The following is a 13345-nucleotide window of genomic DNA, read 5'->3' as shown; positions in this document are numbered from 1 at the left end:
CCTCCGCGGTTTGGGCTTTTCTTGAATTCGCGTCCCGACACGAACACAAGGAAAGGCCAAAAGCACAAAAAATCAAAACCTACCGCCCAACAGCAGGATTAACGAGCGTGCGATCCGACGCCCCCGGATCATCCACCCTCACGACCACGGCAGTGATGTTATCGCGCCCCCCTGCCTGCAAGGCCATCTCAACGAGAGTATCGGTAGCCTGCCGACAGTCGCCACCGTCGAGCGCGCGCACTATCTCAGGCGCCTGCACTTCATTGCTCAGGCCGTCGCTGCACAGCAAAAAGAGGTCTCCGTCGCGCACGACGATGCGGCCTTCGTCAAGATCGAGCCAGTCCGCCGCACCGACGGCCCGTGTTATCAAATGCTGCGATGGATGGTGGCGCGCTGCCTCAGCGCTCAAATGCCCCTGCGCCTGCAATTCCGCCACGTAACTATGGTCGGTCGTGAGCGGTTCTAGCTGCGCATCGCGATACAGATAGATGCGGCTGTCGCCCGCCCAAATCCAGCCGAATTCGCGTCCCTTCGCCATCAGCACGGCAACGGTGCTGCCGATCATGCGAACCCCGCGCCGCGCCGCTTCTTCGCGCAACTGGTGATTCACCGTCTGCAGCGTGCCGCGCGCGGTGGCCGTAAAGCTGGTGAGCGTGTTGGGCACGGCAAAGCCCCCGAGCGCGCGCACGATCATGCCACTGGCGAGATCGCCCGCCGTGTGCCCGCCCATGCCGTCGGCCACTGCCCACAGGCCCTTCTGGGGCAGATCGAGACACGCATCTTCGTTGAGCGCCCGCACACGGCCTACGTCCGTACGCGATGCCGAGCTCCATAACATTCCGCCTGTCACGATCGAGCCCCCATAGGCTACGCGACGAGTCCGTTATTCCTGCCGTTCTGGCCCACGCTCACCGTCACGTTCGAGTTCGACGCCGAATTGGTCACGTCAAGCGTCTGGTACTGATTGACGACCTGATTCGCGTAGAACGTGTTGTTGGTCTGGTAAAGGTTGATGACGGGGCCGAGCGGCGAAGGCTGCGCGGGCTCGTAAGGCTGTATCCAGCCGAATACCCACGGCGCGCCCGCGCCCCGGATGAACGACATGGCCTTGCGGTCGAGATCGCATTGCAGGTGAAGGTCGGTGATGGCGAGCGAGGTCATGACAGGTCTCCGTCAAGATGATGGCCGCAGGCGCGCGGCGTTCCGACCGTATCTCGCAAGCAGCATGCCATTTTTCGGCGCGTCGCGGCGCTCGCGCGCCATATCCCCGTGAGGCTTGTCCCACATGGCGCCGCACTCGCGCAGCGCCTTGCGCGAGTGCCCACGTCTCGTGCGGCCGCGGCGCAATGGTCGCGCGCTCGCCAACACGTTGGTTGCCCGTCGTCATCAGGACTCCAACACATACGCAATGCCGCTTCGTGAGCCGGGTTGGCAGCGAACCGACGGTTCGGTACCGACACAATCGAAGCATTCGAGTTGGTGCCCCGCCGACACACGGGCTGCTCCGTCACGCAAATTCTCCCGCCAGGCCTTATTCAACCGTGATCGGCCGCCTGGCATGTCTGATGCAGGGTAGTTGGCAACCGGCAAACCGTTGAGCAGCATGGGAAGCCGGCAACCAGCCAGACGGATGCAGCCATGAGCCTCGACCACCAACCGACGATGCAAGCAGACGAACCGCCGCTCGGCGCGCATCTCGTATCGCGTCGCGCGGGCTACAGCCATCACGGTATCTACGCAGGCGGTGGGCGCGTCGTCCACTACGCCGGCTTGTGCGTGTCGCTGCATCGCGGTCCGATCGAAGAGGTCACGCTCGAACGTTTCGCGGCCGGCTACGAAGTCACTGTCGTCGCGCATCCGTGCGCGGTCTTCGTGGGCCGCGAAGCCGTGGCGCGTGCGCGCTCGCGTCTCGGCGAAGACCGCTACCGCCTGCTCAGCAACAACTGCGAACACTTCTGCACCTGGTGCGTGGACGGCAAGGGCCGCAGCGACCAGGTCCGCACGTGCATTGCCCACCCGCTGGCCGGCTTGCGCGTGGTGCGCGCGCTGGTTCACGCGCGGCGCATGCAGGCCAGCCGCGACGCGTACGCCGTTCAGGCGGCGTGAACGCCATTTCCAGTCGAGACCCAGGAAACGCATCGCCACTCGTATCGGAGACCATCATGAATTCCGCTGAAACTTCGTTGCGCAACCTCGTCGACAAGTGGCTCGCACCCAACGCGCGCGTGCCGGCCCGCGTGGTGCGCTTCAGCCGCACGCAGGAGCAACGGCTGCGCTATGTTTGCGTAGAGGCAGTGCATCCCGCGCGCACGATTGCAATCTTCTTCTTCCGTCACGACGATGGCACGTGGTGCGTATTTCCGCCTGCCAGCACGCGTGCCGCCATGACTGCGCGCGCTGCTTGAATTCAACGCAGCAGCGTCGGACGGGGCCGCGCCGTGGGGACGGTTGCCGGCCCTCGCTGGGCGGGCGAGCCTTCGATCTCCACACGTACGCCGATGAACGGCCGCGGCACGAGTAGCGTGCGCCGCGAGGCGACGCGGGCGCCGCCCACGATCGCGGCCATAGCCTGCCTGTCCAGTTCCACGCTTTCCGGAAGGTCCTTGATGACGATGATGCTCATGGTTTGCTCCACGAGAGCGAATCTGGCTTGTGGGGTGTCGTTTGAGTATAGGCGGTAGCGCGCGGCGCACGCAAACAAGCGGACGGCGCCTCGCGGCGCCGTCTGCATTCTCTTATTGCGGCGGCTAGAACGTCACGCCGGTGTTCGCGTATTGCGAAGGATTGACCTTGAGATTCAGCGGCCCGAAACCAGCGCCGATATAACCGATGTTGTTGAGCGCGGCGACGTCGACCACCTGGACCTGCGAGATGTTCTGCACGATGTTCGGCGAGACGGTGATGTTGGCAATCGAGCCGTAGCCACCGTAGGAACTGCCGTTGCCGCCGCGTACGGCTGTCATGGCGCGGCGGTCTAATGCCGTTCCGGGAGCCAGTTCGCGGATAACGAGGGAACTCATGATGAGCCTCCAGTTGCTGATGAACAGGGCGGACGAACCGGGGCAGGCGCGGCACGCGAGTGAACGCAGGGCGCGGCCGCGCCGCCGGCGGGACGATCAGAAGTTGATCGTGTTGTGTGCCGTCTGCACCGGGTTGACCGTCGCGTGGATGTTCTGCGCGAAGGCGACGTCGTTGCCCACGTTGTTCTCGATGGTGTTCGTCTGGCCGATCAACTGCTGGGCGTTGAAGTTCGTCGTGTCGTACTTGAACGACGGCGCCGGGAAGTAGCCGGGCCAGAGGCTCAGGCCGCCGCCGCCGCGCACGGCGCTCATTGCCTGGTGGTCGAGTTCTTGCGCGACGCTCAGGTCGGCGATCATCAGCTTGCTCATGACAGTTCTCCAGAAGGGCAGTACAGGGTAGTTGGCAATTGAGCTGCAGTATCTTGCGGGCTCGCACCTCTTAATGCACAGGGTGTGCCAGCGGCTGGGCGCTTACCACACGAACCGCTCGACGCCTTGTGCGACGGGGCTTTGCGGCAAGCCGCCGGGTATGTGCAGGAGACGTTGCAGCGCTCGCGCGCGAAAACGCTGATGGCGCGAGCCCAACAGCACGCGGCGAGGCCGTTGGATCCGCCGCAACACGTACGAGCCAGGGAATGCCTGGTTCAGGCACCGATTGCACTGCGCGTTGCCGCAGATTAATCTTTCATCAGACCATGTTGCATGGTTGCAAGCGCGTGCGCCGGCTGAGATCACGGTGCGCGCAGATCCGGCGGCGACTCTGTATGCTTTAAAGATGACGAGACCGCGCTGCAGCGGACTCGACGGGGATCGCGGCAGCCGCCACACGCGGGCGCGATCGTGCGCCGGGAACGTGTGACGCAAAGCGCCTCGGCCATCCTGAAGCTGAGTTGAAGGCATACGAATGATGAGCCTTGCGCAGCTGATCCAGACATTCCAGAGCGGGGCGCTCTCACGCGAGGCGTTCTTCGCCGAGATCGACCACGTGCTCGCGGTCGACGCGGCCAATTGCGCTCGTTTGCGCGAAGCGGTGGACGCGACGCAAACCGTCCATCCGCTGCCTGATGCCGTGTATGCAGAGGTCCTGCGCCGCATCGAACATCGCCAGGACAACGCGGAGGCGGTGGACGACTCCACTCGCATTCACGAAGCCCTTGCCGCCGCGCGTTCCGCCACCACGAGCGACGACGCGGAACACGTGAAGGGGATCGGCGACACGCTCAACGGCCGCTTCGTGCTCGAGGAATGTCTGGGTGTGGGCGGCATGGGCACCGTCTACAAGGCACTCGATTTGCGCAAGCTGGAAGCTTCGGACCGCAAACCTTATATCGCGATCAAGGTGTTGAACGTGCAGTTCCGCGGCCAGCCGACGTCGCTGATCGCACTGCAGCGCGAGGCTCGCAAGGCGCAGACGCTCGCGCACCGCAATATCGTCACAGTGTACGACTTCGACCGCGACGGGCCGCTTGTCTACCTCACGATGGAATATCTGTCGGGCAAGCCGCTCAGCAAGCTGCTGCGTGCGCCGGGCTTTGCCGGTATGCCATTCGAAAAGGCCCGGCCCATCATTGCCGGGATGGGGCAGGCGCTGGCCTATGCGCATGAGCGCGGCTTCGTGCATTGCGACTTCAAGCCGGCCAACGTATTCCTCACTGATGGCGGCGATGTGAAGGTGATCGACTTCGGTATTGCGCGCGTGTTCCAGCGGCCCGAAGAAGATCCCGACGTCACCGTGTTCGATCCCGCGACGCTCGGTGGCATTACGCCCGCCTATGCAAGCCCGGAGATGTTCGAGCATCGCGAGCCGGATCCGCGCGACGATGTCTATGCACTTGCCTGTGTGACCTACGAACTGTTGACGGGCAAGCATCCGTTCAACCGCAAATCGGCCACCCAGGCTCGCAGCGACAAGATGCGCGCCGAGCGGCCGCCGGGCCTCGATCGCGGTCAATGGCGCACCTTGAGCGCGGCGCTTTCGTTTGACCGTGCCTCGCGCACGGCGAGCGTCAATCAGTTTCTCGAGGGCATGGGCGTGCTCACGCATGCACCTGCTTTCCCGGGCGCCCGGGTTGGCGCCATTGGCGTGGGGGCAGCCGTCGTCGCTGCCGGGCTATGGGTCGGGTATCGAGTGCTTTCCGGACATGGGCAAACGGGCGCAAGACCCTCGACGGTCGCCATGGTGTCCGCCAGTGCGCCGAAGGCAGTTTCGGAGACGCCGGCCTCGCCGGCGCTCGCTGTGGCGCCAGCAGCGGTCGTCGCGAGCGTGCCTGTAGCGGTTCCCGCATCGAGCGCGCCGGTGGCCGACGCGGCGTCGATCGCTGCGCTGAACGCGACGCTCGCGCGTATTCCGTGCTCGGCGCTTGCCGCGTCGCTACCCGGGCACGTGGTCCAGGTGCGTGGCTTTGCCAATACGGGCGAGAACATGGCGCACATTCGCGACGCGCTCGCGCAAACGCCCGGCGGGCAAGCCGCGAAACTCGACGTGACTGCGGTGGAGAACCACAACTGCGAAGTCGTGAGCGCATTCGCGCCGTATTGGCGCGCCAACCATCTGGCGGGCGGCGGTGCGGCGATCCATACCCGGCCCCTCGACGCGCGCCTGACGCAGGGCATGCCGCTCATCGTCGATATCACCACGCCGCATTACGATTCATACGTCAACGTGGATTATTTCGCACTCGACGGGAGTGTCGTCCATCTTGTTCCCAGCAATGTCGAGCGCGACAACCAGGCGCCGCCCGGGTTCTCGGCGACGGTTGGAGGATCGGGATACTGGCTCGTGGACAAACCGTTCGGCACGGAGATGATCGTTCTGCTGATTACGCCGGCGCCGTTGTTCGATGGGCTGCGTCCGGCTTCGGAGTCTCGCGCGGCCTATCTGGCGGCGGTGGAACAGCAGTTGAAGCAGATGCAAGCGCACTACGGCACAGCGCACATCGTTGCCGATTTCGTGCAGATCACGACGCACGCGCGCGGTGAATCGCAGTAGTGCACGGCAAGGGTCGTCACATTCCATCCGCCGGCGTCGGCATCCGTCATGTCGCCGTGTGCAGTACCGAATGGGCGAGGCGCAGAAGATCGTCAAACTGCGTGACCAGCTCGAAACAGAGCAGAAAACCGATCGCGGCGACCGGCCCGGGGTAGCGCATGACGTAGCGCATGAAGGGCTTGACCGTGTGCCTTCTCACGGCTCTGCGCGTCATGATCCAGGTAATCACGATGCCGATGAGGGCGCCGGCGAGCAGATCCGTCGGGTAGTGATAACCCAGGTACGCGCGCGGAAAGCAGACGAATGCCGCGACAGACAGGAACGCAAGTATGCCGATGCCTCGCCAGACGAGGAAGATCCCCATTGCCACCGCCGTCCATAGCATCGCGTGATCGCTTGGAAAGGAACTCCAGTGCATCAGCCCGGCGAGCTGCACGGGCGACGAGGCGAAATGCAGATTCAGCCCCGGTGTGAACAACGGCCGTTCCCTGTAGGGCAGCATGCGCGCAAGGAGGCGCCCTACCGCCAGTGCAATCAGGCCGCTCGCCAGCGTGGCGAGTACGATCTCGCGGCGCCAGCCGCGCCGCTCGTGTGGCTGGAACCAGATCCACCACAATAGCGGGATCAACAGATAACCCTTGAACGTATAGAAGTCGGCAATTACGCCAATGGCGTAATTGACCTGGGGAGGAAGCTGGAGTTGGGTGAGGGCTCCCAGAATGACGATATCGAAGCTGTTCATTATTGTGGCCATCCCGCTGATGAATTCGTGAGAAGGGCGGTCTCGAACAGAATCCTCAACCGCCTCCGTGCCACATGCGCAGGGCATTCTTCATCTTTTTGTCAAGCTGGCGCACACGGTGAAAGCAGTTCGCAGCGGCAAGCCTGCTGCGATGCAATCCCGAACGTGCGCATATTGCGTGCCTCCGATCTCACTGCAGTGCGTCAAAGACCTGGCGGCATTCGCATTCAAGGGAATGACATCGCTGGGCGCGCCTTCACGTCAACGCACTTCACGCCTCGGGAGCGTTCATGTCAGAAGGCATGCGCTCGCGATTGTCATTTCGTCGCTTCGGGTAGCTTCGACATTTTCCCTGTCGTGCCTGATGTCGGCTTCGTTCTTTCCAGGCTTGTACAAGCAGTCTCGCAAGAAAATCTGGCAGCGTCCAGCAGAGATCCGGTGGGGAAGAATTTGTCTTGTAATTGATTCGATCTCCTTCCTATGTTCCGCGAATGCTGCCAACAGGCCAGCGCGGCCCGCGTGCGCACGAAAATAGTCTTCGAGGGCCTCCGGAGATATTTCGCACATGACCCATGTGCCGTCGACGATGGCGCGATACCGGATCGTGCCATACGCGTAGTAGAACGCATCTTCATCTGGAAATTGTATGAGCACGATGGCGACCTCTGTGACTTCTGCACCTGCCTTCCAGCAACCGGTGTTCCTCGCTCGTCTGAAGAAGTCTGAAAGCACGCATCATGGGTTTGCCGATTGAATCGAAATCAATTCCCAAATCGTTCATGGCAACCATGTCGGGGGCGAGTTCGCTTAATTGGATGACGCGCTGCTGGTGTGGGGCGCAGATAGCGGTCCGTAGCGCAGGTGTTGCGCCACCGACATGGGCACCTTGGGCGAGAACATGCCGACGATCGTGAGCGCATAGACGATCGCCGCGACGCCGGCCACCACGCGAACGGGACGGGCGATCATCGAATTGCCGACGGCGATGTTGAGGTAGAACCAGATGCCGAGTAAAGCGAGCAACAGCAGGCGCGGCATGGGTTTCCACCCGTCGCGCCCGACTTCGGAGATGGACCAGACGAGCGCCGCGACGAGCGTGAAAAAGACGCTCCAGAGGCCCGCCGATCGGCTTCGCACCATGAGGGTACCCGAGCCGATCAGCGCGAGGCCGGTGACGACGTAGTAGGGCGTGGAACCCATTGCGACGAGCCAACCGCCAAGCACAGCGAAGGCGGCGCCCACCAGTACCAGGACTTCCCCTGTCTCGGCAGGAGAGGTCTCGTGTCGGTTCGACATAGAAGAGCCCCCGCTCATGCAAATGTCTGGCATCGCGTTGCGTCGTTCTGAAAGCCGTCTGGGTCTTTGTGGGTCATCTGACAATCAGCGTTCACGACAACGCCCTCGCTTGGAGCGCAAGCGCCGTACCCCCTCGATCGACAGAAAAATTTGCCGGGTCCCGGTAAGGAATCTGGGTTCCAAATCAACGATATGAACAATAAGGAGGCTGTAATATAAGGGCGTCGAAAGCACCGACGCGTTGACATATCTACAAGCGGTCATTGTAGAAAAAGGCCGCTACGACGTTTGTCTTTACCTTGAATCGAAATCAGAACTGAATCTCGATCTCCCGAATCTAGACCTTCGGAGGCTTGTTGACCGGCAGGCCCGACGACGGATCCAGAAACAGCTTGCGCTGCGCGAGGTCTTCGCCACGACGGCCGAAGTCGAACATGCCCATGATGCTGCCTCCCTTGCTGTCGAACGATCCACCGCCGATACGTTGTCCGTCGAGCCAGTTGTCCTCGATGAAGCGGACGACCGATGACTGGTCGATCAACGTATGGTCGACGTAATTCTCCTTCGCCCAGGGCGAAATGACGAGAAACGGAATGCGTGGACCCGGGCCGCAGCGGCCGTTCACGGGTTTTCCTTTTACGCCGTCCTGCGCGGAGCCAGTGCCGCATTTTCCCTGGCCATTGAGACGGTCGGCGAACGAATCGTATGACGCGCTCGTTGGCAATGCGTAAGCGTGGTCGTACCAGCCATCCGAGTCGTCCCACGTCACGACGATGGCGGTGCTGGTCCAGTCCGGCTGGCGCTGCAGGAAGTTGACGACCTTCGCGACGAAAGCCTGCTCGTCAAGCGGATCGGAATAGCCGGCGTGGCCATCCTGGAATGCGGGGGCCTTGAGGAAGTTCACGGCCGGAAAGTTGCCGGCGCTTACCGCTCTAAAGAAGTCGTCGGAATCGTACTGATGATTGGCGGGGTCCGGGGTCCGGCCATCTCTTTCCAGGGTGTGTCCGATCGCCTCGATAGAGCTCGGACGCCGATGCTTCGGATTCGACGTCGACGCGTAATACTGAAACCAGTTGTGATGCGGCACGTAGTCGGCAGTGGCCGCGCCGACGACTGCCGATAGCGTGCTGCGCCTGCATGCGGTCGTGCCATTGCTGTTCACGGTCTCGAGATTGAAGCCGCCCATGAAGCCGCCCCACGAAATATCGCGTGCGTTCAAGAGGTCGCCGATATTCCTGCCCGTCATCATGACGGTGTCGCGCTGGCTCGAGCATGTGTCGAAGGCCGGATCGACGTCGTCGATCAACGTGAAGCCGCCTTGTCCGTCGTTCACGTAATAGGAGCCAGGCGCCGAAGGCTTTTTTGTCGTGAGCACGGGCATCACGCCGTTGGTTTGACCCGAGACTACCTCCAGGGCGCCCGGCGTCGAGGGCCCATAGGTCGACGACCAGGCGTTGTCGCTCATCGCGAAGCGCTGCGCGTAGTTCCACAGCGCGGTGACTGTGTTGCCGTCGTAATAGCCCATCACTTCGCCGGTGTTTCCGGACTCACCGGCGCCGTCTCCCGTACCTTTGCCCGTGTATTTCGGGAACAGGTCGACCGCGCCGTTGTCGTAGGCTTGTTGTTCCGCCGCATAGGCGTGGTCCTGGTCGGCGGTGGCGGCCTGCGTTCGGTCAATGCGGAAAGGGTTCGCTGCGCCCGCGCCGTTGGCCAGATTCGTCGCATTTGGATTTCTGGCGAGCAGGGACCCCGAGAGACCATTCACGCCGGGCGTACCGGGCAGTGCGTTGAACGCCGGTTCGTCTGAGGGATTCGCCGCGTGCGGATAGGTCGCGAAGTAGTGATCGAACGAGACGTTCTCACTATAGATCACGACCAGGTGCTTGATCGGGGTGGCAGTATGGGGGGCGTCCGGCCGATTCATCGGCGGGTAGCCGCTCGCACCCCATGCAATCGGCAATGAGAAGGCTATGGCCATGAGCGAACCAGGCGCTAGATGACGCCAATGCATGTCGGGCTCCTGTAAGTTGCGGTCCTTCGTGGCGCAATGGGAGTTCCCGGCTGGCGTTGCCGTGGCTCAGGCAAGCGAACGGCAGTCCATGCGCGCCTTCGCCGGGTGGCAATACGCGCACGGATTCGAAAACCTCAGCAAACGCCTTGACGAGCGCGTTATCTTTCAGGGATCGCACTACGCGAGCGGCGCTGGATGCATGGCACTATGCGATGAAAACGGCAGTGGCAAGTCCACGCTGTCAGGCATCCTCTCCGGCGCGGTCGATGCCGATGACGGCGAGGTCTGGCTCGCCGGTCATTCGCTGCGTTCCGATGCGCTCAAGGCAAAATCCGCGCTGGCCTACGTGCCCGACGACTGCATGGCGTATCCGTTCCAAATGGGCCGGGCGTTTCTCGAACTCGTGGCGTCTGCAAAGAAGACCTCCGTCGACGCCCGCCCGCTCGATCTTGCGCACCGCTTCGGCCTCGCACCGCACCTCGACAAGCGCTTCTAGCAGATGTCGCTCGGCACGCGCAAGAAAATATTCCTGACGGCGACGATGCTGGGCGAGCCCGCCATCGTCGTTGCGGACGAGCCGGGAAACGGACTCGACGCCGCCGCGCGCGCTGCTCTCATCGAACTGTTCGAGAATCTGGCCGAAGACAGCGCGGTCTCTTTTTTGAGTCACGATATGCAACTCGCGCGAGCTTGTGAGGCAAAAGTCACGAGTTTCGCGGAGCTTGGGGTGGCTGGCTGAGGCGCAGTCCGCTGGCGCCAGCCCCTTCGCGCGCCGTGGCGCCAGGCACGCGGAGCGGCCGGCGCCGACAAATGGACGCATGTACTAAGGATATCGAACGGATGGATTTATGCGGAATGCACATGCGGTAGCTGAACGCACGCGCAAGACGCGCGTCACTCGCGCCATCGCTGCGTGCGTTGCTGTACCCCGCGCAGCAGGCGGAGCCCTGTCTGGACGATAAGGTTTGCTAACCAGTCATGCCGCCAATCCTGACAAGCGGCAAGCCGCGCCTCAGGAGCCTGCTGCTTCCAGCAGGCTTGCATGCGAGTAACGACAGCGGACCGTTTGGCAGGACGGCGCGCGGGCTAGTCAGTGCCCGTGCGCCTCGCGGAATCCGGCGTCCTTTTCGAGCCGACGGCTGTGGGTGCCGACGTGGAATCCCGCGGAAATCACAAAGAGGACTCCGGCGAAAGGCCAGATATAGATGGCCAGCGAGAAGCAAATCCAAATGGCTTCCTGTGGCGGATACGCCTGGAGTGCCCAGACAAGACAGGCAACTGGCAACAGCATCAGACACAACGCCGACCGGGTGAGAAAAGTGGCGGCCCTGGCTTTCTTTAGCGTCTCTGCTTGCATGCCTGGCTCCATAGGGAATGGCATTGGAACGTAGAGTCGCACGGCGACCATTTGTCGCATACTTAGTACTATCCCTGACAGCTGCCATTTTGCGCACTGCAATCTCCGAAACAGATGCGTGATGCTGCATAGCCTTTCCGAATCGATCGTAGTTCTGATCGACTTGCAAACGAGACTGCTGCCTGCGATTCACGACGGCGAATCCATTGCCCCTCAAGGCGTTCGGCTCGGGCGGATTGCTCGGGGTCTCGATGTTCCGGTCATCGGGACAGAACAGAATCCCGACGAACCTGGCGAGAACGCGAGGGAAATAAAGGACTGGTGCTCGATCGCTGTTGCAAAGCACCATTCAAGGAGGTGGCCGTTTTGCGAACGAACAACGCGGGCGCCGAAGTGGCGACGGTCGAGATAGTCGCGTTCGAATGGCTGCGCTCGAGTCGGTACCCGCGATTCCGCGACGTACTGCAGTTGATCAAGTAAGCGGCCGCCAGCGGCACGATCATCCACAAAACGCGGCGCCGGTGAGCAAGGCAAGCATCGTCGAAGGCGCGAGATATTCGACGAACGTCCAGACAATAAGCGATCCGAATGAAATGGCCAGCATGACCTGCATGATGCGCACGGCCAACACCTCGCTCACGAAGGCTGGCCAGCGATCATGGCACGCTGTACGACCTGCTCGTCGTCGATCGGCAAGTGCATCAGGCCTGCAATGATGCCGAGCGCAATCGAACCCTGCCAGAGCAGGCCGTAGCTATGCGTCGCGTCGAACACGACGCCGCCCAGCCAGACGCCGAAGAAGCCCCCGATCTGATGCCCGAGAAAAACGAAGCCGAAGAGCGTCGAGATATAGCGCACTCCGAACATCTGCGAAACGATCCCGCTCGTCAGCGGCACGGTGCCGAGCCACATGAACCCCATCGCGAACGCGAACACATAAAGCGTGAGGGCCGAGAGCGGCAACGCGAGGAACAGCGCCATCACGCCCGCCCGTGCGAAGTAGATAGCCGAGAGCAGATACTTGCGGCGCAGAAATCCCCCCGCGTAACCGCATAGAAACGTGCCCGCCGTGTTGGCCAGCGCGATCAGCGCGAGCGCCAGACTGGCTTCGCGCGCGCTCATGCCTTTGTCGAGCAAATACGCCGGCAGGTGCGCGCCGATGAACGCAAGCTGGAAGCCACACGACAAAAAGCCCAGATTGAGCAGCCAGAAGCCGCGATGCGCGAACGCCTTTCCGATCGCACGGCGCAGGGTGTCGTGCGTATCGATCGCGCCGCTGCGCGCCACCGGAAGATCGCGCAGCCATGCCGCGAGCGGCGCGCTGGCGAGCATCATGGCGGCGAGCACGAGAATGGCGGTGACCCAGCCGAACTTGCCGATCATCCCCTGCGTGAGCGGCACGACGCAGAACTGGCCCAGGCCGCCGAACATGCCCGCCACACTCAGTGCCCAACTGCGCTGATCGGCTGCAAAGAGCCGCGAGAGGGCGCCATAGACGGCGCCGAACGCCGTTGCGGACAATGCAACGCCGAGCACCACGCCCACGCCAAATGTGTAGATGCCAGGCGTAGCGCTCAGTGCCATCATCGCGAGTCCAAGCGCGTAGAGCAGCGCGCCCGCGAAGATCACGCGTGCGGAGCCGAAGCGGTCGGAGATCATGCCCGTGAGCGGCTGTGCAATGCCCCATAGCAGGTTTTGCAGCGCGAGCGCGAGGCCGAACGTCTCGCGCGACCAGCCGCGATCGAGCGTGACGGGCAACAGAAAAAGCCCTTGCACGTTGCGCACGCCGAGTGCCGCGCCCATCACCACGCCACCTGCGATCACGAGCAGCCAGCGGCGGCGCCATGCATCGTCCATACCGGTCATCGTTCGCCTCCTCGCGAAGGGCGCCTTGCTGTTGCGCCGCGCTGCGCCTAGTAGAGCGCGGGAA

17 protein-coding genes are annotated in these 13345 nt (G+C 62.6%); 5 read left to right on the top strand and 12 right to left on the bottom strand.

The genetic code is table 11. The features are described 5' to 3' along the window. Window positions 1-79: 79 nt before the first annotated feature. Together BHE01S_RS21995 and BHE01S_RS21990 are read right to left on the bottom strand one after the other, a co-directional pair. Complete coding sequence (locus tag BHE01S_RS21995) at window positions 80-838, bottom strand: PP2C family protein-serine/threonine phosphatase (RefSeq protein ID WP_042267646.1); 759 nt, start codon at window positions 836-838, stop codon at window positions 80-82. A 29-nt stretch (window positions 839-867) separates the two neighbouring features. Then, the gene (locus BHE01S_RS21990) at window positions 868-1161 is read right to left on the bottom strand and encodes a hypothetical protein (RefSeq protein WP_042267644.1); all 294 of its coding nucleotides are present in this window, start codon (window positions 1159-1161) and stop codon (window positions 868-870) included. Between the two features lie 477 nt (window positions 1162-1638). Here BHE01S_RS21990 and BHE01S_RS21985 point away from each other — a divergent pair, with 477 nt between their 5' ends. Together BHE01S_RS21985 and BHE01S_RS21980 are read left to right on the top strand one after the other, a co-directional pair. Further along, window positions 1639-2106, top strand: coding sequence for a lecithin retinol acyltransferase family protein (locus tag BHE01S_RS21985; protein ID WP_042267642.1), 468 nt, complete (start codon window positions 1639-1641; stop codon window positions 2104-2106). Window positions 2107-2162: 56 nt separating this feature from the next. Beyond that, the gene (locus tag BHE01S_RS21980) at window positions 2163-2405 is read left to right on the top strand and encodes a hypothetical protein (RefSeq protein WP_042267640.1); all 243 of its coding nucleotides are present in this window, start codon (window positions 2163-2165) and stop codon (window positions 2403-2405) included. A gap of 2 nt (window positions 2406-2407) precedes the next feature. On the opposite strand, the gene BHE01S_RS21975 is transcribed toward BHE01S_RS21980, so the two are convergent. The 3 genes from BHE01S_RS21975 to BHE01S_RS21965 all read right to left on the bottom strand — a co-directional run bounded on the left by BHE01S_RS21975 (window position 2408) and on the right by BHE01S_RS21965 (window position 3389). Next, window positions 2408-2623, bottom strand: coding sequence for a hypothetical protein (locus BHE01S_RS21975; protein ID WP_042267638.1), 216 nt, complete (start codon window positions 2621-2623; stop codon window positions 2408-2410). Between the two features lie 124 nt (window positions 2624-2747). Then, window positions 2748-3020, bottom strand: coding sequence for a hypothetical protein (locus BHE01S_RS21970; protein WP_042267637.1), 273 nt, complete (start codon window positions 3018-3020; stop codon window positions 2748-2750). A 96-nt stretch (window positions 3021-3116) separates the two neighbouring features. Beyond that, the gene (locus BHE01S_RS21965; RefSeq protein ID WP_042267634.1) at window positions 3117-3389 is read right to left on the bottom strand and encodes a hypothetical protein; all 273 of its coding nucleotides are present in this window, start codon (window positions 3387-3389) and stop codon (window positions 3117-3119) included. A 535-nt stretch (window positions 3390-3924) separates the two neighbouring features. Between BHE01S_RS21965 and BHE01S_RS21960 the strand changes: the two genes are divergently transcribed. Continuing rightward, window positions 3925-6009 carry a serine/threonine protein kinase gene (locus BHE01S_RS21960; protein WP_042267632.1) on the top strand — a complete coding sequence of 695 codons (2085 nt, stop codon included), beginning with the start codon at window positions 3925-3927 and terminating at the stop codon, window positions 6007-6009. Window positions 6010-6055: 46 nt separating this feature from the next. On the opposite strand, the gene BHE01S_RS21955 is transcribed toward BHE01S_RS21960, so the two are convergent. From BHE01S_RS21955 to BHE01S_RS21940, 4 genes are all read right to left on the bottom strand, one after another. Next, window positions 6056-6751, bottom strand: coding sequence for a phosphatase PAP2 family protein (locus BHE01S_RS21955; RefSeq protein ID WP_042267629.1), 696 nt, complete (start codon window positions 6749-6751; stop codon window positions 6056-6058). A 288-nt stretch (window positions 6752-7039) separates the two neighbouring features. After that, complete coding sequence (locus BHE01S_RS21950; protein ID WP_042267628.1) at window positions 7040-7483, bottom strand: DUF1488 family protein; 444 nt, start codon at window positions 7481-7483, stop codon at window positions 7040-7042. Between the two features lie 75 nt (window positions 7484-7558). Continuing rightward, window positions 7559-8047, bottom strand: coding sequence for a hypothetical protein (locus tag BHE01S_RS21945; protein ID WP_157025562.1), 489 nt, complete (start codon window positions 8045-8047; stop codon window positions 7559-7561). A 337-nt stretch (window positions 8048-8384) separates the two neighbouring features. Then, window positions 8385-10025 (bottom strand): phospholipase C, encoded by a 1641-nt coding sequence (locus tag BHE01S_RS21940; protein WP_407669541.1) that lies wholly within the window; start codon window positions 10023-10025, stop codon window positions 8385-8387. Window positions 10026-10257: 232 nt separating this feature from the next. Between BHE01S_RS21940 and BHE01S_RS39690 the strand changes: the two genes are divergently transcribed. Together BHE01S_RS39690 and BHE01S_RS39685 are read left to right on the top strand one after the other, a co-directional pair. After that, window positions 10258-10554 carry an ATP-binding cassette domain-containing protein gene (locus BHE01S_RS39690; protein ID WP_321896814.1) on the top strand — a complete coding sequence of 99 codons (297 nt, stop codon included), beginning with the start codon at window positions 10258-10260 and terminating at the stop codon, window positions 10552-10554. A 3-nt stretch (window positions 10555-10557) separates the two neighbouring features. Next, window positions 10558-10797 carry an AAA family ATPase gene (locus BHE01S_RS39685; RefSeq protein WP_321896816.1) on the top strand — a complete coding sequence of 80 codons (240 nt, stop codon included), beginning with the start codon at window positions 10558-10560 and terminating at the stop codon, window positions 10795-10797. A gap of 351 nt (window positions 10798-11148) precedes the next feature. Here the strand turns inward: BHE01S_RS39685 and BHE01S_RS21930 are convergent, their stop codons facing one another. The 3 genes from BHE01S_RS21930 to BHE01S_RS21920 form a co-directional block, all read right to left on the bottom strand. Then, on the bottom strand, window positions 11149-11415 hold the full coding sequence (locus BHE01S_RS21930; protein ID WP_042267718.1) for a hypothetical protein: 267 nt from the start codon (window positions 11413-11415) through the stop codon (window positions 11149-11151). Window positions 11416-11914: 499 nt separating this feature from the next. After that, window positions 11915-12055 carry a hypothetical protein gene (locus tag BHE01S_RS37960; RefSeq protein ID WP_157025560.1) on the bottom strand — a complete coding sequence of 47 codons (141 nt, stop codon included), beginning with the start codon at window positions 12053-12055 and terminating at the stop codon, window positions 11915-11917. Then, window positions 12052-13281: an MFS transporter gene (locus BHE01S_RS21920; protein WP_042267620.1), complete on the bottom strand. Its 1230-nt coding sequence runs from the start codon at window positions 13279-13281 to the stop codon at window positions 12052-12054. Before BHE01S_RS21920 ends, BHE01S_RS37960 begins: the two co-directional genes overlap by 4 nt. Window positions 13282-13345: the final 64 nt, after the last annotated feature.

Source organism: Paraburkholderia heleia NBRC 101817 (assembly GCF_000739775.1).
Lineage (GTDB): Bacteria > Pseudomonadota > Gammaproteobacteria > Burkholderiales > Burkholderiaceae > Paraburkholderia > Paraburkholderia heleia.
The sequence above is the reverse complement of the archived record's forward strand: the minus strand, read 5'-3'. Positions and strand labels throughout refer to the sequence as shown.